General features: G+C 68.9%; 19 protein-coding genes and 2 tRNA genes. 13 read left to right on the top strand and 8 right to left on the bottom strand.

Annotated elements, in window-relative coordinates:
• The first annotated feature begins 20 nt into the window (after window positions 1–20).
• From ACIQWX_RS25755 to ACIQWX_RS25780, 6 genes are read left to right on the top strand one after another with little or no spacing between them, the layout of a single operon-like run.
• Window positions 21–989, top strand: coding sequence for a cyclase family protein (locus ACIQWX_RS25755; RefSeq protein WP_400876070.1), 969 nt, complete (start codon window positions 21–23; stop codon window positions 987–989).
• A 14-nt stretch (window positions 990–1003) separates the two neighbouring features.
• Window positions 1004–2128: an FAD-dependent monooxygenase gene (locus ACIQWX_RS25760; protein ID WP_400876073.1), complete on the top strand. Its 1125-nt coding sequence runs from the start codon at window positions 1004–1006 to the stop codon at window positions 2126–2128.
• A gap of 20 nt (window positions 2129–2148) precedes the next feature.
• Window positions 2149–3075, top strand: a complete 927-nt coding sequence (locus ACIQWX_RS25765) for a VOC family protein (protein ID WP_400876075.1) — start codon at window positions 2149–2151, stop codon at window positions 3073–3075.
• Window positions 3075–3974, top strand: a complete 900-nt coding sequence (locus tag ACIQWX_RS25770) for a fumarylacetoacetate hydrolase family protein (RefSeq protein ID WP_400876077.1) — start codon at window positions 3075–3077, stop codon at window positions 3972–3974. Before ACIQWX_RS25765 ends, ACIQWX_RS25770 begins: the two co-directional genes overlap by 1 nt.
• 11 nt (window positions 3975–3985) lie before the next feature.
• Window positions 3986–5152, top strand: a complete 1167-nt coding sequence (locus ACIQWX_RS25775; RefSeq protein ID WP_400876080.1) for an alpha/beta hydrolase family protein — start codon at window positions 3986–3988, stop codon at window positions 5150–5152.
• Window positions 5153–5156: 4 nt separating this feature from the next.
• The gene (locus tag ACIQWX_RS25780) at window positions 5157–6104 is read left to right on the top strand and encodes a LysR family transcriptional regulator (RefSeq protein WP_400876082.1); all 948 of its coding nucleotides are present in this window, start codon (window positions 5157–5159) and stop codon (window positions 6102–6104) included.
• Between the two features lie 245 nt (window positions 6105–6349).
• Here ACIQWX_RS25780 and ACIQWX_RS25785 read toward each other — a convergent pair whose 3' ends face one another.
• A complete protein-coding gene (locus ACIQWX_RS25785; protein WP_400876084.1) occupies window positions 6350–6625 on the bottom strand; it encodes an ANTAR domain-containing protein in 276 nt (91 codons plus the stop codon).
• A 258-nt stretch (window positions 6626–6883) separates the two neighbouring features.
• On the opposite strand from ACIQWX_RS25785, the gene ACIQWX_RS25790 reads away from it, so the two are divergent.
• Together ACIQWX_RS25790 and ACIQWX_RS25795 are read left to right on the top strand one after the other, a co-directional pair.
• Window positions 6884–7318, top strand: a complete 435-nt coding sequence (locus ACIQWX_RS25790) for an STAS domain-containing protein (protein WP_400876086.1) — start codon at window positions 6884–6886, stop codon at window positions 7316–7318.
• 90 nt (window positions 7319–7408) lie between these two features.
• Complete coding sequence (locus ACIQWX_RS25795) at window positions 7409–8206, top strand: ANTAR domain-containing protein (RefSeq protein ID WP_400876089.1); 798 nt, start codon at window positions 7409–7411, stop codon at window positions 8204–8206.
• Window positions 8207–8355: 149 nt separating this feature from the next.
• Here ACIQWX_RS25795 and ACIQWX_RS25800 read toward each other — a convergent pair whose 3' ends face one another.
• A complete protein-coding gene (locus ACIQWX_RS25800) occupies window positions 8356–9273 on the bottom strand; it encodes an SDR family NAD(P)-dependent oxidoreductase (RefSeq protein ID WP_400876092.1) in 918 nt (305 codons plus the stop codon).
• 99 nt (window positions 9274–9372) lie between these two features.
• Between ACIQWX_RS25800 and ACIQWX_RS25805 the strand changes: the two genes are divergently transcribed.
• Window positions 9373–10038 carry a TetR/AcrR family transcriptional regulator gene (locus tag ACIQWX_RS25805; RefSeq protein ID WP_400876094.1) on the top strand — a complete coding sequence of 222 codons (666 nt, stop codon included), beginning with the start codon at window positions 9373–9375 and terminating at the stop codon, window positions 10036–10038.
• A gap of 509 nt (window positions 10039–10547) precedes the next feature.
• Here the strand turns inward: ACIQWX_RS25805 and ACIQWX_RS25810 are convergent.
• From ACIQWX_RS25810 to ACIQWX_RS25825, 4 genes are all read right to left on the bottom strand, one after another.
• Entirely contained in the window at window positions 10548–11729 is a 1182-nt protein-coding gene (locus ACIQWX_RS25810; protein WP_400876096.1) for a hypothetical protein, read from the bottom strand.
• Complete coding sequence (locus ACIQWX_RS25815) at window positions 11726–12487, bottom strand: TIGR02391 family protein (protein ID WP_400876098.1); 762 nt, start codon at window positions 12485–12487, stop codon at window positions 11726–11728. The genes ACIQWX_RS25810 and ACIQWX_RS25815 overlap by 4 nt, the downstream gene beginning before the upstream one ends.
• Before the next feature lie 286 nt (window positions 12488–12773).
• The gene (gene xerC, locus ACIQWX_RS25820; RefSeq protein WP_400876101.1) at window positions 12774–13769 is read right to left on the bottom strand and encodes a tyrosine recombinase XerC; all 996 of its coding nucleotides are present in this window, start codon (window positions 13767–13769) and stop codon (window positions 12774–12776) included.
• 102 nt (window positions 13770–13871) lie between these two features.
• Window positions 13872–13945, bottom strand: a tRNA-Pro gene (locus ACIQWX_RS25825).
• Between the two features lie 79 nt (window positions 13946–14024).
• Here ACIQWX_RS25825 and ACIQWX_RS25830 point away from each other — a divergent pair.
• A tRNA-Gly gene (locus ACIQWX_RS25830) sits at window positions 14025–14098 on the top strand.
• Here ACIQWX_RS25830 and ACIQWX_RS25835 read toward each other — a convergent pair.
• Window positions 14050–18711, bottom strand: coding sequence for a HAMP domain-containing protein (locus tag ACIQWX_RS25835; protein WP_400877575.1), 4662 nt, complete (start codon window positions 18709–18711; stop codon window positions 14050–14052). The genes ACIQWX_RS25830 and ACIQWX_RS25835 overlap by 49 nt on opposite strands.
• A 139-nt stretch (window positions 18712–18850) precedes the next feature.
• On the opposite strand from ACIQWX_RS25835, the gene ACIQWX_RS25840 reads away from it, so the two are divergent.
• From ACIQWX_RS25840 to ACIQWX_RS25850, 3 genes are all read left to right on the top strand, one after another.
• On the top strand, window positions 18851–20404 hold the full coding sequence (locus ACIQWX_RS25840; RefSeq protein ID WP_400876104.1) for a SpoIIE family protein phosphatase: 1554 nt from the start codon (window positions 18851–18853) through the stop codon (window positions 20402–20404).
• A 75-nt stretch (window positions 20405–20479) separates the two neighbouring features.
• Window positions 20480–21022, top strand: a complete 543-nt coding sequence (locus ACIQWX_RS25845; RefSeq protein ID WP_400876106.1) for a type 1 glutamine amidotransferase domain-containing protein — start codon at window positions 20480–20482, stop codon at window positions 21020–21022.
• A 123-nt stretch (window positions 21023–21145) separates the two neighbouring features.
• Window positions 21146–21310 carry a hypothetical protein gene (locus ACIQWX_RS25850; RefSeq protein ID WP_400876109.1) on the top strand — a complete coding sequence of 55 codons (165 nt, stop codon included), beginning with the start codon at window positions 21146–21148 and terminating at the stop codon, window positions 21308–21310.
• 58 nt (window positions 21311–21368) lie between these two features.
• Here the strand turns inward: ACIQWX_RS25850 and ACIQWX_RS25855 are convergent, their stop codons facing one another.
• Window positions 21369–21785 (bottom strand): hypothetical protein, encoded by a 417-nt coding sequence (locus ACIQWX_RS25855; RefSeq protein WP_372666549.1) that lies wholly within the window; start codon window positions 21783–21785, stop codon window positions 21369–21371.
• Window positions 21786–21874: the final 89 nt, after the last annotated feature.

Here is a 21874-nt window from a genome sequence, read left to right on the forward strand (position 1 = left end):
TCGCTCAAGGAGGAACCGGCATGCACCTGGACCGCACCAACCCCGAAGGCGCGATCGCCGCCGCGGCGAAGCGCTGCTCGAACTGGGGACGCTGGGGTGAGGACGACGTGCTGGGCACGCTGAACTTCCTTGACGACGCCAAACGCCGCGAGGGTGCGACCCTGGTCAAGCGGGGCGTGAGCTTCTCGCTGGCGCAGTCGTTCGACACCGACGGACCGCAGAACGGCTGGCGGCGGCGCACCAACCCGGTGCACACGATGCTGGACACCGGTTTGGACGCCGAGCGTGGCACACAAGGGTTCCCGCACGGCTTCGGCGGCGCCGACGACGTGGTGTTCATGCCGCTGCAGGCCTCGACCCAGTGGGACGGCCTCGGCCACATCTTCGACCACGGCCGCGCCTGGAACGGCCGCCGCGCCGGCGACGTCGTCACCAGCGAAGGCGACCGGGTCACCGGGATCGAGACCGCCGCCGGCCGGATCGCAGGCCGCGGGGTCCTGCTCGACGTCGGCCGCGTCCTCGGCGACGACGGCGAGCTGCCCGACGGGTTCGCGATCACCACCGAGCACCTCGAAGCCACCATCGCCGCCCACGGTGAGACCGCCCGCGTCGGCCGCGGCGACCTGCTGCTGGTCCGGACCGGCCGGCTCACCCGCGCCCGGCGCGAGGGCTGGGGCGGCTACGCCGGCGGGCCGTCGCCGGGGCTGTCGTTCACCACGGCGGACTGGCTGCACGATACGGAGGTCGCGGCCATCGCGACCGACACGTGGGGTTTCGAAGTGCGGCCCAACGAGTTCGACGACGCCTTCCAGCCCCTGCACCAGGTCGCGATCCCGCACATCGGGCTGTACCTCGGCGAGCTGTGGGACCTCGACGCCCTCGCCGCGGACTGCGCGGAAGACGGCCGCTACGAGTTCTGGTTGACCGCCGACCCGCTGCCCGTCACCGGCGCCGTCGGCGCGCCCGTCGCCCCCATCGCCATCAAGTAGCCGGAGGAGCCCTCATGCCCGCTGTGCACACCGTCCTCGTCGTCGGTGGCGGTCTCGCCGGCACGGCCACCGCGATCCACCTCGCCGCCGGGGGTGTCGCCGTCGACCTGGTCGAGGTCGAACCCGGGATCACCGCCCTCGGTTCCGGTATCACCCTGCAGGGCAACGCCTTGCGGGAACTCCGCGACCTCGGCGTGTGGGAGGAAGTGCGGGGGAACGGGTTCGGGTTCGACAGCCTGGGCCTGCGCGCACCCGACGGCACCTTGCTCGTCGAAATGCCGGACGTCCGGACCGGTGGCTCTGACCTCCCGGCCACGCTCGGTATGCCCCGCCCCGACCTCGCCCTGATCCTCCACGATCGGGCGGCGTCCGCCGGTGCGAAGATCCGCTTCGGCGTCACCGTGGCCGAACTGGCACAAGACGGCGGCCGGGTGGACATCACCTTCACCGACGGGACAGCAGGCCGGTACGACCTCGTGGTCGGCGCCGACGGGATCCGCTCGGCGGTCCGGGGAATGCTCGGCATCGAGCTGAAGACCCGGTCGACGGGCATGGGGATCTGGCGGGCGTTCGGCCCGCGGCCGGCGTCGGTCACCCGCACGGACCTCTTCTACGGCGGACCCTGCTACATCGCGGGCTACTGCCCGACCGGGGAGGACTCGCTGTACGCCTACGTCGTCGAGGACGCGCAGAACCGCAGCTTCCTCACCCCGCAGCGGCGCCTGGGGACGATGCGCAAACTCGCCTCGGCCTACCACGGGCCGTGGGACGACATCCTGCCCACGCTGACCGACCCGGCCCGCGTCAACTACACCTGGTTCCAGACGCACGTGCTGCCTGCGCCCTGGCACCGCGGCCGCGTGGTGCTGATCGGCGACGCCGCCCATGCCTGCCCGCCCACCCTGGCCCAGGGCGGCGCCCAGGCCCTCGAGGACGCCGGCGTCCTCAGTGAACTGCTGCTCGACGCCGACGTCCTCGACGATGCGCTGTGGACCGCCTTCACCGAGCGGCGCGTCGCGCGCGCGACCGCTGTGGTCGACGCCTCGAACCAGCTCGGCCAGTGGCTGCTCGACCGCGAGCAGGGCGACGTCCCCGGCCTGATGGCCCGGGTCGCCGCCCTCGTCAGCCAACCCGCCTGAACCCCGCCCGGAGGAAACCCGTGATCACCCACCTGCGGCACGTCGACCTCGCCGTGCCCGACCTCGCCCGCCAACAGGACTTCTACACCGGCGCGTGGGGCCTGACCACCGAGCACACGGACACCGGCATCGCCTTCCTCGCCGCGGAAGGCTCGCCCGAGCAGTACGTCGTCCGGCTGCGCCAAGCCGAGGACAAGCGGATCGACCTCATCGCCTTCGGCGTGGCGACCGCGGCTGACGTCGACACGCTCGCCGCCCGGCTGGCCACCGCGGACGTCACGCTCGTCCACGAGCCGCGCGCCTTGCACACCCCCGGCGGCGGCTACGGGTTCCGGTTCTTCGACAACGAAGGCCGCACCATCGAGATCAGCGCCGACGTCGCGGCGAGGACCCACCGCAAGGTCGATGCGGGCGAGGCCATCCCCGTCCGCCTCTCCCACGCCGTCATCAACTCGGCCGACCCCGACGGCACCCGGCAGTTCTACGAGCGCCACCTCGGGTTCCGCCTGTCCGACACCCTGATCCACCCGAAGATGGGCGGGATGATGTGGTTCCTGCGCATCAACGCCTGGCACCACAGCCTCGCCATCGCCCGCGGCCCGCACCCGTCGCTGCACCACGCGTCCTTCGAGATGCGCGGGATCGACGAGTACATGCGCGGCACCGGACGCCTTCTGCGCGCCGGCGTCGAAAAGATCTGGGGACCCGGCCGGCACCTGGCCGGCAACAACACCTTCAGCTACTTCCTCGACCCGCACGGCAACACCGTCGAGTACACCACCGAGCTGGAGCTGATCGACGAGGACACCTGGCACCCACAGCTCTACGACTTCACCCGGCCCGAAGTCAGCGACCAGTGGGGGACCGCCAATGCGATGAACGAGTTCGTCGCTTCCCGGTCGTTCAACGACCCCGACCGGGGCCTGTTCGTGGCTCCTCCAGTCTGATGCGCCTCGCCACCTACGAACGCGCCGGGCACGTCCGCGCCGGCGTCGTGTCCGAGGCCGGGATTCACGCCCTGTCCGCGGAGGTCACCGTCCTCGACCTCGTGCGGGCCGGGCTTCCCGCGGCACACGAAGCCGGCCAGGAGGCCTTGGCGAGCCCGGCCGTCCCGCTCGACGACGTCCGGCTGCTGCCGCCGCTCGAGCCACCGAGCGTGCGGGACTTCGTCGCCTTCGAGGAGCACGTCGAGGGCATGGTCGCGCCGGGTCCGGTGCCGCCCGAGTGGTACGAGGCCCCGACGTTCTACTTCACCAACCCCGCCGCGCTCGTCGGCGCGCACGACGACGTCCCGGTCCCGCCCGGCTCTACGCTGTTCGACTTCGAGCTGGAGGTCGCCGCGGTCGTGGGATCCGAGGGGATCTTCGGGTACACGATCTTCAACGACTGGTCCGCCCGCGACCTGCAGCGCCGGGAGATGAAGGTCAACCTCGGCCCGGCCAAGGGCAAGGACTCGGCGACGACGCTGGGCCCGTGGCTGGTCACCGCCGACGAGCTGGAGTCCTACCGGGACGCCGACGGCTTCCTCGCCCTGGACATGCGCGTCTCGGTCAACAGCGTCGAAGTGGGGCACGACCGGCTGTCCAACATGGGCTGGCCGTTCGAGGAACTGGTCGCCTACGCCGCACGCGGCACCCGGGTGCGGCCCGGGGACGTCTTCGGTTCCGGCACGTGCGGCAACGGCGGCTGCCTGGCCGAGCTGTGGGGCCGCGGCGGCACCCACGCGCCCCTGAAGCCGGGCGACGAGGTCGAGATGACCGTCGAAGGCATCGGGACCATCCGCAACACCGTCGTGGCCGGCGAAACCCTGCCGCCGGTGCGCCCGGCGCGTCCCCGACAATCCTGAAAGGACAGACCGTGTTCGAGTACTTCCCCGGCAATTACGTGTGGAACCTCGGCGTCGTCGCCGCGCTCAACTCCGGTGGCCTGATCGACGAGGTCGACCGCGCCTGCCGCCCGATCCGCGAGGCCGCCGCGCAGGGCTCCGACGCGGGCACGCCGGACTTCCTGCGGGCGTGGACGGCGCTGACCGACCAGCTCGTCGCGCAGGCCGAAGAGGCCGAGAAGGCCGGGCATGCGCGGACCGCGGGGCAGCTGTACTTCCGCGCCACCGACTACCTCTGCCAGGCCGAACGCATGCTCGCCCACTCGAACCCCGACCGGATCCCCACTTACCGCCGAGTGCTGGCACTTGCCGAGAAGTCGTTCGAGCTGCGCGATCCGCGCGTGTCGCGGGTGTCGATCCCTTATGGAGAAACGACTCTGCCCGCCTACTTCAGTGCAGGGAGCTCCGTTCCGGCGCCCGTTGTCGTGCTGGTCAACGGCCTTGATTCGACCAAGGAGCACATGTACGGCTCCGCGCACTGGGAAGAGCTGGCCGCCCGCGGCATCTCGTGTCTCATGCTCGACCAACCCGGAACCGGGGAAGCCCTGCGGCTTCAGGGGATCACGGCCCGGATCGACAGCGAGGCGTGGGCCGGCGCCGCCGTAGACTGGCTCGAACAGCGTGACGACGTCGACCCAGCGCGGATCGGCATCGTCGGCTGGTCGCTGGGCGGCTACTACGCGCCCCGGGCCGCCGCCTTCGAGAAGCGCTTTGCGTTGTGCGTGGCCTGGGGTGCCAACCACAACTGGGGTGCGGTGCAGCGCCGCCGTCTCGAACGCGAGGGCGAGCGCCCGGTCCCGCACTACTGGGAGCACGTGCTGTGGGTGTGGGGCCACGACGACCTGGACACGTTCATCGCCTTCGCCGACGACATCCACCTCGACGGCGTCGTCGAGAAGATCACCGTCCCGTTCCTCGTCGCCCACGGTGAGAACGACCGCCAGATCCCCTTGGAATACGCGCACCGCTCCTACGACCAGGCCGTCAACTCACCCCAGCGCGAGCTGCGGGTGTTCACCCCCGAAGAGGGCGCGACCGAGCACATCGGACTCGACCACCTGCCTCACGTGAGCACCTACATCGCCGACTGGGTGGCCGACACGTTCGCCGGGCGCGGCCGCTCGGGAGACCTATCCTGACGAGGTGAACCTCCGCTCGCTCGACCTGAACCTGCTGGTCGCGCTGGACGCGCTGCTCGTCGAGCGGAGCGTCACGCGCGCGGCGACCCGGCTGGCGATCAGCCAGCCGTCTATGTCGGCGTCGCTGTCCCGGCTGCGGCGCCACTTCGGCGACGAGCTGCTGCACCGCGTGGGCAACCAGTACGAGCTGACGCCGCTGGGCGGCCGGCTCAATCGGATGGTCGGCGACGTCCTGCACGGCGCCGAGCGGGTGTTCGGCAGCCAGGCGACCTTCGACCCGGAGACGTCCGAGCGGCAGGTGACGGTCGTCGCGTCCGACTACGCGATGGCGGTGGCGATCCAGGCGCTGTGTGCCGACCTCGACCGGCACGCGCCCGGCATGCACGTCCGGGTCCGGCACATCACCCCGGAGTTCGTCGGCCAGGGTGACGAAGGGTTCCGCGCCGTCGACGGCGTCTTCATGCCCCACGGCTTCCTGCCCGACCTGCCGCACACCGACCTCTACCAGGACCGCTGGGTATGCGTGGTCGCCACGGAGAACCCTGAAGTGGGGGAGCGGCTCACGCTGGCCGACCTCGCCCGGCTGCCTTGGGTGGACGCCTTCGGCGGCCCGCGCGGGTCGACGCCGGCCGCGCGTCAGCTGCAGCTGCTGGGCGTCGAGCCGGTGGTGCAGGTGACGGCGGACAGCTTCCTGGGCGTGCCGTTCCTCGTGGCGGGCACGCGGCGGATCGCGCTGCTGCAGGAACGGCTGGCCCGGCGCATCGCGGATCGTCCGGACCTGCGGATCCTGGACTGCCCGTTCGAGGCGGTGCCGCTGGTGGAGGCGTTCTGGTGGCATCCGGTCTACGAGCACGACATCGAGCACGCGTGGCTGCGCGAGCGGCTCGCCGTGGTGGCGAGGGAACTCGACGGGGAGGTCCTCGACCAGCCGGTGCCCGGCCGATCCGGGTGAGGCCGCGGTCGGTGTCCACCGCACGCAAAGCCGAGCCGGTGACCCGGATTCTGATCGAGTCTGGGCTCTGTACCCGGTATTGGCCCGCTCCCGACCTTAGGCCTGGTGATCGTCGTCGCTGTGACAAGCGAATTTTTTCGGAACTCGGCGACAAGGTGCTGCGCGCAGAGCACACTAGTTTCGTTCTCCGCCGGAGGGCAGCCGGCGGAGAACGACGTTGCCGGTTGACTGTCTTCGACAGAGCGTTACCAGACCGAGGCACTGCCAACGTGAGTGCGGAGTGCGACAAGCACAGCACGCTCGACCTCAAGATCGCCGATCCCGTGCCCGGCGCGGCTGCCGGCGGACACGACAATCTTGGCGACGTCGTGCAGTTTCACGTTGGTGTGTTGCGACACGACGACCAACGCCTCGAACGCTTGGTCGGCGGTCCAGCTGCGCAGCAGCATCAGCATGCCCTTGGCCTGCTCGATCACAGGCTGGGTCGCCAACGCCTCACGCAGCTGCTCGTTCTCAGTCACCGGATCGGCATCACCGGCTGGTTCTCCGGAAGAATCGCACTCCACTGCCGTATCTCAGCACACCGCTTTCCCATTCCTGAAAAGGCCCTCGCAGGAACCTGCTTCATCCTCGTCCTTTATGGAGCTTTCTCCAGCTGCGCGTCGTCGAAGTTACGCCAAATGCGCAAGGTGGGACGTGGCTCGTGAGCGTATCCTCGGCCTGGCTGCAGCCGTTCCCAGACGAGGTCATCGCTGCCGCACACGAACGGGAGTCGGGCGATGACTTTCACCATGCGGCTCCGACCCACCGCCGACCGGCACCTCGAGCTCGATCTGACGGGCGAGATGCTCGGGAACGCACCCGCTCGCCTCCAGTCTCGGATAGCGAGCCTGATCGCCGAGGACCACCCTGAACGCCTGGTGGTCGACTTGGCGGAGTTGACGGCATTGAGCAGCGACGGGATACATGCCTTGCTGTCCGGCTACTCGACCGCGGTCGGCCACGGCGTCCACTACCAAGTCCGCCATGCCCACGGCGAGGTCCGCCGAGTGTTGCAACTGGCGGATGTGCACGACGTGCTGGCCGACAGCAACGACCATGGTGCGCTGGCCGCCGCCGTGCGCCGGCTCGACAAACCGGTTCCACCACCACGCACCTGCTGGGGCTGGGACGGTGACCCCGCCGGCCCTGCTTCTAGAGCCGGCGGGGTCTAGGTCCGCGGCTCTCAGACGAGCCGATCAGACCCGCGCTCTCCCTACCCCGCCCAGGTCTGCTGAAACCTTCCCTCGTCGAGGACTGACGGCATGACCAGTGAGCAGGATTGGCAGCTCGACAGAAAAGCGTTCGCGTCGGACACCGACCGGACCCGGCCCGGTCCCGGACCGCTGGCCGAGCAGTTCGCCAAGCTGACGGCCACGTTGCTCGCCGCTCCCTCGGTCAAAGACGTGCTCCAGCGCGTGCTCGACGCCACGACGTTGATGATCCCGGCGGCCGACCTGGCCAGCTTCACCCTGCTCGACGACGACGGCGGCTTCCACACCCCGGCCGAGACCGACGACGTCGCCACGGACCTCGACGTGCTGCAGTACCGCTTCCGCGAAGGCCCATGCGTCGAAGCAGCCGTCCCCGGCGGCCCTGCCGTAGCCCTGTGCCGCGATTTGGCCGATGAACCGCGTTGGCCGCGGTGGGCGCCGGCCGCGATGGATCTGGGCGTGCGGTCGGTTCTCGCCACCGCGCTGATCCCAGGCCCGCCGGACGGCCGGTCCATCGGGGCTCTCAACGTCTACTCACGGGTCGTCAACGGGCTCGACGAGGCCGATCGCGACGTCTTGCTGCTGCTGGCCACGCACGCCTCGCTGGCCCTGGCCACCACCGACGCCGTGACACGCGCCGAGCTGCAGGCTGCGCACCTGCGCAAGGCGATCGAGAGCCGGGACGTCATCGGCCAGGCCAAGGGCATCATCATGGCTCGCCGCGGCGTGTCGGCCGACGCGGCGTTCGACGTGCTGCGTCGGACGTCGCAAGATCTGAACGTCAAGCTGGCCGAGGTGGCGTCGACGCTGGCAACGCGGCACGCCGAGATCGACCTGCCCACCGGCTAGCCGATGGACGGCGCGTCCGGCCGGGCAATACGAGTTCGGTCCGGTCACCGTCGTGCGCGACTTCCGGGCCGTGGTGCATCGCCGCCGCATCTGCTCGCAGGTCGTCCGGCTAGGTGGCGTGACGAAGTGTGGCGCTCCCTCGGTGCTGCTCAGGCCGTGGCGGCTGCCTGGCCGACGGGGAATCGCACGCCGGTGAGGTCTTCCGAGACGGCCCAAAGGCGTTGCTGCACGGTGAAGTCGTAGGAGTCCGGGCTGGAGGTGACCAGCTTCGGGGCGCCGCGCCGCTCGGCCAGACCGTCGGGCCCGTAGTACTGCCCGCCGAGGACGGACGGGTCGGTGGCGGCCCGCAAAGTTGGGAGCGCGCCCGCCGTCGCGGGCTGGGCGAGCACCGGAGCGAGCCAGGTGATCAGCCGGCGGGCGACCGCTGGGGTGTTGCGGACCAGGTCGGTATTGGAGACGCCGGGGTGTGCGGCCACGGCGGCGGTGGTGCTGCCGTGCGCGGCGAGCCGGCGTTGCAGCTCGTAGGTGAACATCAGGTTGGCGAGCTTGGACTGGCCGTAGGCGGCGGCCCGGCTGTAGGAACGTTCCCACTGCAGGTCGTCGAAGTGGATGGCGGCGCGGATGCGGTGACCGGTGCTGCTGACCGTGACCACCCGCGAGCCGGGCACCGGCAGCAGCGAGTCGAGCAGCAGCCCGGTGAGCGCGAAGTGGCCCAGGTGGTTGGTGCCGAACTGCATCTCGAAGCCGTCGTGGGTGGTCTGTTTCGGGGTGTACATCACGCCGGCGTTGTTGATCAGCAGGTCGATGCGCGGGTGGGTGGTGCGCAGGGCGGCCGCGGCGGCGCGCACCGAGTCCAGGGAAGTCAGGTCCAGTTCCTGCACGGAGACGTCGCCGTCGATCCGGGCTGCGGCCTGCTTGCCTTTGTCGGTGTCGCGCACGGCCAGCACGACCGCCGCCCCGCGCTCGGCGAGCCGCCGGGCGGTCTCGAAGCCCAATCCGGTGTTGGCGCCGGTGATCACGGCGACGCGGCCGTCCTGGCGGGGGATCTGCTGCTCGGTCCAGTTCATCGCAAGCTCCTAATGTACCGTCGGTAACTTATGTGGCGACGGTAATGTACCGCCGGTACCGTGTCAAGGTACCGGCGGTACACAAGTTAGGGTGGGTGCATGACGTTCCAGCGGGCACGCACGGAAGAGCAGCGCGAGGTGCGGCGCCGGGCGATCCTGGAGACGGCCTCGGCGATGCTCGACGAGATGCCGGTCGCCGAGGTGACCTTGAACGAGCTGAGCCGGCGGGTCGGCCTGGCCAAGACGGCGGTGCTGCGCTATTTCGAATCCCGCGAGGCGGTGCTGCTCGACCTGATGGACGAGCGGACGGCGGCCTGGCTGGCCGACCTGGAGCAGGAACTGGCCGGCGGTGTCGACCTGGGGCGGTCCGCGGTGGACCGTGCCGAACAAGCGGCCGACGTGCTCAGCCGGTCACTCGCCGCCCAGGCGGTGCTCTGCGACCTCTACGGCGCGCAGGGGGGAGTGCTCGAGCACAACGTCTCGGTCGAGGTGGTTCGCCGGCACAAGCAGGCTTCATTGGGCAATCTCGCGGTGATGGCCGGCCTTGTCCTTCGATACCTGCCCGAAGTGGGCGACCACGCAGAACAGTTTTGCTTGACTGTTCTGCTGGTGGCCGGCGCATTGTCCGGCTACACCTCGCCGCCGCCCAGCCTGCTGGCCGTCTACGAGTCCGAGCCGGCCCTGGCGGTTCACCGCATCGACCTGCCGGCCGCCCTGCGGCTCGCGATCATCACCTCACTCGTGGGCTTGTTGCCCCGTTCCTGAGTCCGACGTGGGGCAGCCGCTCAAGATCTGCGCGCACTGCCGCCTGTTGTGTTCGCAGCTGAACCCGTCGGCGCGTCGAGCCGGGCGGCGCTGGCGAGGCCGTGCTCGCCGACGTTATCACCGCTCGTACCAAGGTCCCCGATGCGAGCTTGATCGCGGCGCATCGGTGAGTTGGGGCTACGCGGACCGAGACCGAGATCCGCGAACTGCCGCAGGGTTTGCAATTGGTGGAGCCGGAGATCTTGTTGCCGGCGAACTGGCGAACCACGCCTGCTGGGCAGCGACCGAGCCGGATGAGTAGATGTAGACCGGTTCGCCGTTCGTGCTCCACCGCTGGAAAGCCGGTGGAACGTCGTCGTAGACGTGGGCCGTCAGTTCTCCGCGTTCGTAACCTGCCGCCCAGATCATGCCCTGCAAAGTCTTCAACGGGGACCGACTTCCCTTTCCCTCCGGTGAGGAGGTGCTGGTCGATTTAGATGACCCAGCGGTCGCATCGAGGCTGAGTCGGCTCACAGTTCTTCCAGCAACGAGTGAAGGTTTCGATGTACGTGTCCTACGCGCCCCAGTCGGCGAAGGCCGTTGGTGAGGTGGGACGCGTGTGATCGCTCGCCGACCACTTGGTCGCAATAGCCGGCCGCCGCCGTCAGGTACATCATGTCGATTAGGTCGTTCTCTTCCCATCCGAGGCCGGTGCTAACGAGTTTCTCGTGCAGTACCTCACGAAACACGCCGAGTGCCGGCATGCGCCTGACGTCCTCTTCACTGTGCTCGAGCAACCACGCTGAAAAATTTTCAGACGTGATGCCGGATCGGGCGGCCGCCATGGCTATTTCGCCACGCGTGTCCGCCATGAACTTCGCGTGGGTCCGACGCCGCTTCAGTTCCTTCTCGCTAGGATTGTCGTGAAGGAAGTCAGCAAATCCCTGGTGGCTCGCCACCCAAGCAGCCACTGGGTTCATCGCCACGTGCTCGTCGTCCAGCATGGTGTCGGCGATGCTACTGATGCTGCTGACGGCGTGGATCGTCCATCTCGCCTCAGGCGGCAGTTGCGAGTTGATCTTTTCAAGGCGCTCTTCTTGCTCATCCTTTATGGCATTGGGCTCGAGGGTGATCGCTGCAGGAGGAAGGAGGCAGCGGCCTCGAAATCGGGAGGTCATAGCCTGCGTCAGCTCGAAGTTGCGGAGGCTCAGGGGTGCCCGGAGTTGCCAGCCGGCCGATAGCCGCAAGATCGTCAACGCGAGCCAGTATCGATCATTTGAGTCGACTTGCTTGCATGTCTCCGCTACATGCCCAAATGACATCGGCAGAAGCACCTGCCGGTCTGTGACCAGCGCGATGAGCTTCTTCGCAGCCGCACGCTCACGCTCATCGCGCACTCGCTCAGGTGAGTGGAGCGTCTTGGCCAGCGTGCTCCAATGGTTCTGGTCCAGGTAGACGGTCGGGCGGCCGTCCACGGGCGACAGATCGTCAGGCCGCGGCAATTCGACGATGACGTTGTGCCCTCGAAGAGTTTGCAGGTGCAATTGGCGTGAGTGTGGGTGATGTGTAGACGAAGCGAGGGCGCTGGTAGGTGTGAAAACTTCGTGCTTGCCGGCTGCCGCAGCGACGCGACCGTCCTTAAATACGATGGACATCGTTCCGTCCCGATCGAGACGCATCGCCGATATCCGAGCAAACAGCGACCCGGTCACTGGCCCTCGATCGCATCCGCCTGGTCCACGAGGTGGGCGACATAGCTCAACGTGGCCAGCATCTCCAACGCCTCACGAGGACTCGGATCCGGCCATCCTGGGTGCGAAACCAGGTTCCGCACGCCCATGAACGTGCCTCGCACCAGTGCGGCAGCGCCCTCGTGCACCGAGTTCCAGGTCTTCGAGCTAGGGTCCAGCTTTCGGATTCTCAGCCGTGGCGATCCGGCGGCTGGATCCTTCGTCGAGAAGAGGAGGCCGAGGTTCTCGCCGGAAACGTTCGGGCCCGCCACGCTCTGTAGTAAACCCTCAAACGCAGTTGCTGCAGTTTGGACGGCTGCGCGGTGGTGACCATCATCCCAGAGTCGCGCGGCTGCACCCCAGATCACCGGGTGCAGCTCGGATGCCGACAACCGCGGTCCGACCGGACCGACGATCTCAGCGAGTTCGGCACGCTGTGACAGAATTGCCAGTGCTTCGACGATAGCCAAGCGGGCTTGGGTGAAGGGATGCCCGTGCATGCCTTCACTCTTCTCGACAACCTTGTCCGCAAGGGGGGTCTCACCCATCGCGGCGATCACATCGCGCGCCAGCCTGGTTCGCTCTCGTACCTTGTCAACAAGGTCTTCGAGTTGTGGGTCAAGTCCAGGCTGCTCCTCGTATGGATGTCGGTATCCCCAGCGTCGGTCGTACAAGCTTCCCCACCTGTCGATCAAGCCGAGGATTTCGCTGAGGCGTTCATGCGCGAGAGCATCGTTCACATCAGGTACCGTACATCGAGCTACCGACAATCCGAGCCAGTCGGGCCGTGCACCTCGATGGCCTTCCGGCTCCCACTGCTGTGCGACTTCGCTTCGTCTCCGGGATGCGACTGGATTGCGACATCGCGAATAAGTCTATGATCGAAACTTGTCGTCCGCGCTTGCGACCGTCGCACCTGTGGCGGCGGCTATATTTTCCGCGGACACGCTAGCCCGTAAGAGCTGTTGATGCGGCGTTAGGTGGCCGAAGCTCTCACGCTGGCTAGCGTAGTCCATGGCTGTCGTCTTACAATAGGTCGCCGACGCGGATGCGCTGCGCAGACTCATGTGCGCGCGAGGTCGCTGCGCTACGTCCATACCGTCGCGCCATTTGTGGCGTGGTCCAGCCATTCAATAGCATGAGGTCGCCCTCATTGCCGCCCTCGGCGAGGAAATTGTGCGACTGGAAGTGTCGGCCGAGGTGTGCATGCAGATTCCGTCCTAGGGCTTCCGAGGCGCCTGCGGCGCGCCCCCGTCGGCGAAGCATGATTTTTATGCCGTTGTCCGAAAGTGGTGTCCGGCGACGGAACTCGCCGAGCCACAACCGATTTGCGTCGGCGGCGTGAGGATGTCGGGAACGCGCGCGGAGATAGCGAGCCAACGCCTTGCCGGTCATTGGGCTGAACGGCAACCCTCGGCGTTTCCCGCCCTTGCCAACGACCTCGACGACACGCCGTTGCAAATCGACGTCAGCTACATCCAGGTTCGCGATCTCGGCGAGTCGCCCGCCAGTGTCCCAGATCAGCCGAATGATCGCCTCGTCGCGCCGACTCATGAAGTCCTTGCCCTGGCAATCCTTGAGCACGTTCTTCATGAAGTCGACGGGTGTCACGGGCGGCGGCTGATCCGGGACGTGCGGGGGTTTGAGCTTCGCCATCGGGTGCACGTCGAGCTCGTCTTCGTCCATTAGCCAGACCCCCCAAGCGTGGAGCGCGCGGTAATTGTTGTGCGCGTTGCCGGGGCTTGTCGTGGCGATTCGGTAGGCGATCCAGCGCTTGTAGTGGTTCGGCTCGTAGTCGGCCGGTTCGGCAGGCTCCGCCGGGACCAGGGCGAGCCACGCGATGGGGTCCTCAACGTTCGGGGGCGCGACGGGGTCAGCCAGCCAGAGGTGGAAGAACCGGACGGCGTCGGTGTAGCCGCGGATCGTGCGGGGGCTCTTGTTCTCGGCTTCGAGTGTCATAGCCCACTCGTCGATCAGTGCTTGCCATGCTGGCGGGGCTGGCACGAGGACTCGGTTGCGCATGTCCACACCTTCAAATAGGAGTGTCACTGAGCGCTGTGCTAGCTCCCGAGCCGCGTCGGACGGCACGAAAAAGGGCTGAACCCGCAGGTCCAGCCCTGTCCGTCGGGATGACAGGATTTGAACCTGCGACCCTCCGCTCCCAAAGCGGATGCGCTACCAAGCTGCGCCACATCCCGTGACACCCCCAGGGGGGTGTGTGATCAGCCTAGCGGGTCCCGCTAAGCTACCCTCGCACCCGGGTACCGACGGGGGCACGCGGGTGTAGCTCAATGGTAGAGCCCTAGTCTTCCAAACTAGCTACGCGGGTTCGATTCCCGTCACCCGCTCCACCGTACGACGCGGCGTCCGCCTCCAAGGATGCCGCGATGACGTCCAGTAGTTTGTCCGTGTCCACCGGCTTGGTGATGTAGTCGTCCGCGCCGCTGGCCAGGGTCCTGGCTCGGTCCTCCTGTGTTGCCTTGGCTGTGACCGCGATCACCGGCAGGTCCGCGTTGGTCGCTTCCGCCCTGATCGCCGCGATCGTCGCGTTGCCGTCGAGCTCCGGCATCATCACGTCCATCAGGACCAGTGCCGTGTCCTCGTGGCGCTCCAGGGCCCGGATTCCGTCCACGCCCGTCTCCGCGTAGACGACCTCCAAGCCGGCCTGCTCCAGGACCGCGGCCAGTGCGAACACGTTGCGAAGGTCGTCGTCGACGATCAGGACCTTCTCGCCGTGGAAGCGCTTCGGTGTCACGTCCGGCGCTGCCACCAGCACCGTGCTCGGCACAGACGGCAGCCTCGGCGACGACAGCGCTGTCACCGGGTCCACCAGGTTGGCCGCCGCCACCGGGAGGTACAGCGTGAACGTCGAACCCACTCCCGGCTCGCTCACCACCCGCAGCTCGCCGCCGAGCAGCTCCGTCAGCTGCTGGCTGATGTTCAGCCCCAGGCCCGTGCCGCCGTACTTGCGGCTCGTCGTGCCGTCCGCCTGGCGGAACGCCTCGAAGATGACCGCCAGCTTCTCCTCGGGGATGCCGATGCCCGTGTCCTCGACCGCGAACGCGATGATGCCCGGCGCCCCGCGCAGCGACTCCTGCTCCACCTCGGCCGGGTCCGCCGCCCGGATGTGGAGGCGGACGCGGCCCTCGTCGGTGAACTTCGCCGCGTTCGACAGCAGGTTCCTGAGGATCTGCTGGAGGCGGTGCTCGTCCGTGTGGACGCTCCCGGGCACCGGCGGGTCGATGTGGACCGCGAACTCCAGGCCCTTGTCCGCCGTCAGCGGGCGGCACAGCGACTCGACGTAGTCCACCAGCTCCGGCAGCGTGATGTCGGTCATCTGCAGGTCGAGCCGGCCCGCTTCGACCTTCGCCAGGTCGAGGATGTCGTTGATCAGCTGCTGCAGGTCCGACCCGGCCGCGTAGATCGTCTTCGCGAACTGGATCTGCTTCTCCGTCAGGTTCCCTTCCGGGTTCTCCGACAGCAGCTTCGCCAGGATCAACGCGCTGTTCAGCGGCGTCCGCAGCTCGTGCGACATGTTCGCCATGAACTCGGTCTTGTACTGCGACGCCACCGTCAGCTGCCCGGCGCGCTCCTCCAGCTCCTGGCGGGCCTGCTCGATCTCGCTGTTCTTGACCTCGATGTCGCGGTTCTGCTGGGCCAGCAGCGCCGCCTTCTCGGCCAGCTCGGTGTTGGACCGCCGCAGCTCGCCCTGCTGGGCCTGCAGCTGCTCCGACCGCGCCCGCAGCTCCTGCGCCAGGCGCTGCGACTCGGTCAGCAGCGCCTCGGTCCGCGAGTTCGACAGGATCGTGTTCACGTTGACGCCGATGGTGTGCCGCAGCTGCTCCAGCAGGTCCTGGTGGACCGTGCTGAACTCGTTGACCGACGCCAGCTCCAGCACGCCGAGCACCTCGCCCTGGAACAGCACGGGCAACACGATCAGGTTGACCGGCGAGGCCGAGCCGAGCCCGGACGACACCAGCGCGTACTCCGGGGGAGCGTTGTGCACCAGGATCGTGCGGTGGTCGACCGCGGCCTGGCCGATCAGCGACTCGCCGATCGCGAACCGCAGGCCGGCGCGGGACTGGGCGAGCCCGTACGCGGCGATGCACTCGAGCACCGTGCCGTCGCGGTCGTCGTCGCGGGCCAGGAAGAACGCGCCCTGCTGGGCCCGGACCAGCGGCGCCAGCTCGGACAGGATCAGCGCCGCCACCGACGCCAGGTCGCGGTGGCCCTGCATCCGCCCCGACAGCTGCGCGAGGTTCGTCTTCAGCCAGTCCTGCTCGCGGTTGGTCCTCGTCGTCTCCTTGAGGTTCGCGATCATCTGGTTGATGTTGTCCTTGAGGTCGGCGACCTCGCCGGACGCGTCGACCGCGATGTGCCGGGTCAGGTCGCCCGCCGTCACCGCCGTCGCGACCTGCGCGATCGCCCGGACCTGCGTGGTCAGGTTGCCGGCCAGCTGGTTCACGCTCTCGGTGAGCCGCTGCCAGGTGCCCGACACGCCGTCGACCTCGGCCTGGCCGCCCAGCTTGCCCTCGGTGCCGACCTCGCGCGCGACACGCGTGACCTCCGAGGCGAACGCCGAGAGCTGGTCGACCATCGTGTTCATCGTGGTCTTGAGCTCGAGGATCTCGCCTCGGGCGTCGACGTCGATCTTCTTCGTCAAGTCGCCCTTCGCGACCGCAGTGGTCACCTGCGAGATGTTGCGCACCTGGCTGGTCAGGTTGTGCGCCATGAAGTTGACGTTCTCGGTCAGGTCCTTCCAGGTCCCGGCGACGCCCGGCACCCGCGCCTGGCCGCCGAGGATGCCTTCGGTGCCGACCTCGCGCGCCACACGGGTGACCTCGTCGGCGAACGCGCGCAGCGTCTCGACCATCCCGTTCAGCGTCTCGGCCAGCGCCGCGACCTCGCCCTGGGCCTCGATGCGGATCTTCTTCGACAGGTCGCCGTTGGCCACCGCGCTCGCCACGGTGGCGATGTTGCGGACCTGGTCGGTCAGGTTGTCGGCCATGACGTTGACGTTGTCGGTGAGGTCCTTCCACGTGCCCGCGACGCCGCGGACGCGTGCCTGGCCGCCGAGGATGCCTTCGGTGCCGACCTCACGCGCCACTCGGGTGACTTCGTCCGCGAACGCGGACAGCTGATCCACCATCGTGTTCAGCGTGGTCTTGAGCTCGAGGATCTCGCCGCGGGCGTCGACGGTGATCTTCTGCGTCAGGTCGCCCTTCGCGACCGCCGCCGTCACCTGGGCGATGTTCCGGACCTGGTCGGTCAGGTTGTTCGCCATCGAGTTGACGTTGTCGGTCAGGTCCTTCCACGTCCCGGCGACGCCGGGCACGGTGGCCTGGCCGCCGAGCTTCCCCTCGGTACCGACTTCACGCGCCACACGGGTGACTTCGTCCGCGAACGCGGACAGCTGATCCACCATCGTGTTCAGCGTGTCCTTTAGCTCCAGGATTTCGCCACGCGCGTCGACCGCGATCTTCTGCGTCAGGTCGCCCCGCGCGACGGCCGTCGCGACCTGGGCGATGTTGCGGACCTGGGTGGTCAGGTTGTTCGCCATGAAGTTCACGGACCCGGTGAGGTCGCGCCACGTGCCGGCGACGCCGGGCACCTGCGCCTGACCGCCCAGCTGACCCTCGGTGCCGACCTCGCGCGCCACTCGGGTGACCTCGTCCGCGAACGCGGACAGCTGGTCCACCATCGTGTTCATCGTCGTCTTGAGCTCGAGGATCTCGCCGCGCGCGTCGACGGTGATCTTCTGCGTCAGGTCGCCCTTCGCCACGGCCGTGGTCACGTGCGAGATGTTGCGGACCTGGTCGGTGAGGTTGTCGGCCATGCCGTTGACCGAGTCGGTGAGGCTGCGCCACGTCCCGGCCGCGCCGGCCACCTCGGCCTGCCCGCCCAGCTTGCCCTCGCTGCCGACCTCGCGCGCGACACGGGTGACTTCGCCGGCGAACGCCGAGAGCTGGTCGACCATCGTGTTCAGCGTGTTCTTCAGCTGCAGGATCTCGCCGCGGGCGTCGACGTCGATCTTCTTCGTCAGGTCGCCGTTGGCCACTGCGGTCGCCACCTGCGAGATCCCGCGGACCTGGTCGGTCAGGTTGTCGGCCATCAGGTTGACGGAGTCGGTGAGGTCGCGCCACGTCCCGGCGACGCCCGGGACCTGGGCCTGGCCGCCGAGCTTGCCGTCCGAGCCGACCTCGCGGGAGACGCGGGTGACCTCGTCGGCGAACGAAGACAGCTGGTCCACCATGGTGTTGATGGTGTTCTTGAGCTCGAGGATCTCGCCGCGGGCGTCGACGTTGATCTTCTGCGTCAGGTCGCCGCGCGCGACGGCGGTGGTGACCTGCGCGATGTTGCGGACCTGCTCGGTCAGGTTGTCGGCCATGAAGTTGACCGAGTCGGTCAGGTCGCGCCAGGTGCCGGACACGCCCGGGACGACCGCCTGGCCGCCGAGACGTCCCTCACCCGCGATCTCGCGGGAGAGCCGCGTCACTTCGGCGGCGAAGCGCGACAGCTGCGCGATGAGGCCGTTGACCGTCTTGGCCAGGGTCGCGTACGCGCCCTGCAGCGGGCGCCCGTCCAAGGTCAGCGTCATCGGCTGGGAGAGGTCGCCCTCGGCGACGGCGCCGAGCACCCGGTCGAGCTCGATCGTGGGCCGCGTGAGGTCCTCGACCAGGCCGTTCACGCTGTCGACGGCCGTGCTCCAGCCGCCGGGACCGACCTCGGTCTCCAGCCGTTCGCTGAGCCTGCCGTCCTGGCCGACCGCCGCGCGCACCCGCAGCAGCTCGCTGACCAGCCGCTGGTTGCGCTCGGCGATGTCGTTGAACGCAACCGCGAGCTGCGCCGAGATGCCGTCGCCGTGCGGCACGAGCCGCCGGCGGAAGTTGCCGTCCCCGAGATCCCGCACCGCCACGAGCAGCCGCTCCAGCGCCGCCGCCTCGCTCTGGGATTCCGTTGTCATGTGTGCCGACCCTCTCCACCACGCATGCGCCAGCCATGGTCCACGACCCAGCGTGTCATGATTCGCCCTACACTTCGAGCCAGTCCGCCCGCTCACGCGGTAGCCGTGCGATAGCAGTCCGGAGGCAGGAGGTCCGTGCATGGTGTCACGTCCGGCCCCGGCGTCGGCGGCCCTGCCACCGATGTCCGGTGAGGACGCGCCGCCGGGCTTCGACGCCTTCGGGCGGGCCGTCCTCGAAGACGTGCGCGACGCGGTGTTCCTCGCCGACGCCGAGGGCGTGCTGCGCTGGGCGAACCCGGCCGCGCGGACGCTGACCGGCGGCGCCGAACCCCGGCTGCACCCGCTGGCGGAGACTTCCGGCCACGTCGAGGTGGCCGGTAATCGTCGTCCGGCCCGCGTCCGGGCCCTCCCCGGTGGCTGGCACTCCTGGACCGTGCCCGCGGAGGACGTCCCGCAGCGGCACGTCGGCGACTTCCTCGCCGAGGCCGGCCCCCGGCTGGCGGCCGCGCGCGGGCGCCACGGCACCGCGCGGGTGATCGCCGAACTGGCCGCGTCCGCGCTGGCCGAGACCGTCTTCGTGCTGCTGCCGACCACCCGCGGCCGGTGGGAGTGGTGGAGCTGCGAGCGCCCGTCGGCGCACGGCCACGGCCGGATCCGCCGGGTCCCGGCGCAGGTCGCCCCGGTGCTGGCGGCGACGTTCGCGGCCACCGGCAAGCCGGAGTCCGCCCCGGTTCCCGCGCCCGAGCTGGCGACCCTGCCCCCGGTCGTCGCCGACCGCTTCGCCGGGCACGCCGAGGTCGCGGTGGTGTCGCTGGGCCCGAACGCCGGCGCCGGCGTCACCGGGGCGCTGCTGCTGGGCCGCCGCGCCGACCCGGAGTTCGGCGCCGAGCAGGGCCGCGCGGTGGGCGAGTTCGCGAAGGCGGCCGGCACGGCGCTGGCCAACGCGCAGCGCTACGCCCGCCAGGAGGAGGCCACCCGCGGCCTGGAGACCACGCTGCGCCCGGTCGACCCGCCCGAGCTGGACGGCGCGCGGTTCGAGACCTGGTACGAGCCGGCCGGCGGGGTGCTCGCGGTCGGCGGCGACTTCTTCGACGTCCTCGCGCACGACGACGGCAGCGCGTTCCTCGTGCTCGGCGACATCTGCGGCAAGGGCGCCGAAGCCGCGGCGCTGACCGGGCGGGTCCGCCACGCGCTGACCGCGCTCGCCATGGTCGAGCGCGACGGCCGGACGCTGCTGCGGCTGCTCAACGAACTGCTCATCGCCGGCGGCAGCAGCCGGTTCGCGACGCTGGTGCTGGGCTCGGCCCGGCCGTCCGACGGCGGCGTCGACCTGACGCTGGCCTCCGGCGGGCACCCGGCGCCGCTGATCGTGCGCGGCGCCGGCCACGTCGAAGAGGTCACCGTCCCGGGGACGCTGGTCGGCATCTCGCCGCAGGCCCGGTTCGCCGAGGCGCAGGTGCGGCTCGAGCGCGGCGACGTCTGCCTGCTCTACACCGACGGCATCACCGAGGCCCGCAACCGGCACGACCCGACGGAGCTGTTCGGCGACGACCGGCTGCGCGCGGTGCTGGCGACCGCGGCGGGGCAGCCGGCCCGCGAGGTCGTGCGGCGGCTGCGTCAGGCCGTGCGCGACTGGCTGGGGAGTTCGGCCCACGACGACATCGCGGTGCTCGCGGTCGAGTGCTCCGACTGAGTCCATTGTGGACGTGGTTTGGCCCGGTTTCGAGCGGGTAATTCCTCCGTGCATTGATCCCGACGGAGGAGTCCCATGGCGAACTCACTGCAAGGTCGCCGCGTCGCGATCCTGGCCGCGGACGGCGTCGAACAGGTCGAGCTGGAGAAGCCGCGCCAGGCCGTCCTCGACGAGGGCGCGACGGTGGAGCTGGTGTCGCTCGACACCGGCGAGATCCAGGCGATGAACGGCGACATCGACAAGGGTGACCGGTTCCCGGTCGACCGGAAGGTGGCCGACGTCGAGGTCGGCGACTTCGACGCGCTGCTGCTGCCGGGCGGCACGATGAACCCCGACAACCTGCGCACGGACGGCGCGGCGGTCAAGTTCGCCGGCGACTTCGTCCGTTCCGGCAAGCCGGTCGGGGTGATCTGCCACGGTCCGTGGACGCTCGTCGAAGCGGATGTCGTGCGTGGCCGCACGCTGACGTCGTACCCGAGCATCCGCACCGACCTGCGTAACGCCGGCGCGACGGTTGTCGACGAAGAGGTAGTAGTCGACAACGGCCTGGTGTCCAGCCGCAATCCGGACGACCTGCCGGCGTTCTGCCGGACGGTCGTGCGGGAGTTCGCGGGCTGAAGTCCTTTGTAGACGTTCACCCGGCCGTGTGTTAAGTCCCGCTTAAATCTGTTGGCTTTCGGTGCCCCGGCGGAGGACGCTGAGGGTGTGACCAGGATCGCCCGTGGAGAGGAGGTGGACGCGATGACAGTGCAGGCCCGCCGTTACGGCCGCTGGTGCCGGGAGCACTTCGACGTGGTCGCCGCCGCCCAGGGCGTTCCCGCACCGCGGGGTGCCGATTCCGCCGAGGTGCGGCCGGAGCCCGAGGCGCAGCCGGACGAACCGGTCGTCGAACAGCCTCGGAGCTGATTCTCCAGAACTGAAGAAGGCCTCCCCGGTCGTACCGGGGAGGCCTTCTTTTGTACCGTCAGTGGTAGCGGTAACCGCGGCGGTACCAGACCCGCCTCGGGCCCGGCACGCCGATCCGCGTGATCACGTCCGTCAGGATCGCGCCGATGACCAGCCAGATCACCGCCGCGAGGCCGTCGTTCAAGAACGTCGCCAGTTTTTCCGAATCCGGCGTGAACAGGTTGCGCAGGCCGAGGGAAACGCCCGCCGACCATTCGTTGATCAGGTGCGCGAAACCGTTCGCCATGTTCGCTTCGCCCAGCACCAGCACGATGTGGACGGCGAGCACCAGCGCGAACACCGCGCACACGAGGTGGATCAGGGCGTTGACCGTGCGCACGATCCGGATGCGCGGATGGGTGCGTTCCACGACTTCTTCGGCTTGAGCCTCTTCGTACCGCGGTTCGTACGGCTCCTGGGGAGGGGGATACGGCATCGTCGGCGCCGTCCTTTCGACTGTCCGATGTGGACGTATCTGGGCGAGCGGAAGCAACGATGGTGAATACCCGCGACCCGGCCGCGCGA

Source organism: Amycolatopsis sp. NPDC098790, from assembly GCF_044759945.1.
GTDB lineage: Bacteria > Actinomycetota > Actinomycetes > Mycobacteriales > Pseudonocardiaceae > Amycolatopsis.

What these genes read in the sequence shown, in the direction of transcription:
- ACIQWX_RS25770 (WP_400876077.1), top strand. Translation starts at nt 3,075, where the DNA reads ATGCGCCTCGCCACCTACGAACGCGCCGGGCACGTCCGCGCCGGCGTC.
- ACIQWX_RS25800 (WP_400876092.1), bottom strand. Translation starts at nt 9,273, where the DNA reads ATGAACTGGACCGAGCAGCAGATCCCCCGCCAGGACGGCCGCGTCGCC.
- ACIQWX_RS25760 (WP_400876073.1), top strand. Translation starts at nt 1,004, where the DNA reads ATGCCCGCTGTGCACACCGTCCTCGTCGTCGGTGGCGGTCTCGCCGGC.
- xerC (WP_400876101.1), bottom strand. Translation starts at nt 13,769, where the DNA reads ATGCGCAACCGAGTCCTCGTGCCAGCCCCGCCAGCATGGCAAGCACTG.
- ACIQWX_RS25850 (WP_400876109.1), top strand. Translation starts at nt 21,146, where the DNA reads ATGACAGTGCAGGCCCGCCGTTACGGCCGCTGGTGCCGGGAGCACTTC.
- ACIQWX_RS25755 (WP_400876070.1), top strand. Translation starts at nt 21, where the DNA reads ATGCACCTGGACCGCACCAACCCCGAAGGCGCGATCGCCGCCGCGGCG.
- ACIQWX_RS25835 (WP_400877575.1), bottom strand. Translation starts at nt 18,711, where the DNA reads ATGACAACGGAATCCCAGAGCGAGGCGGCGGCGCTGGAGCGGCTGCTC.
- ACIQWX_RS25840 (WP_400876104.1), top strand. Translation starts at nt 18,851, where the DNA reads ATGGTGTCACGTCCGGCCCCGGCGTCGGCGGCCCTGCCACCGATGTCC.
- ACIQWX_RS25805 (WP_400876094.1), top strand. Translation starts at nt 9,373, where the DNA reads ATGACGTTCCAGCGGGCACGCACGGAAGAGCAGCGCGAGGTGCGGCGC.
- ACIQWX_RS25855 (WP_372666549.1), bottom strand. Translation starts at nt 21,785, where the DNA reads ATGCCGTATCCCCCTCCCCAGGAGCCGTACGAACCGCGGTACGAAGAG.
- ACIQWX_RS25845 (WP_400876106.1), top strand. Translation starts at nt 20,480, where the DNA reads ATGGCGAACTCACTGCAAGGTCGCCGCGTCGCGATCCTGGCCGCGGAC.
- ACIQWX_RS25795 (WP_400876089.1), top strand. Translation starts at nt 7,409, where the DNA reads ATGACCAGTGAGCAGGATTGGCAGCTCGACAGAAAAGCGTTCGCGTCG.
- ACIQWX_RS25790 (WP_400876086.1), top strand. Translation starts at nt 6,884, where the DNA reads ATGACTTTCACCATGCGGCTCCGACCCACCGCCGACCGGCACCTCGAG.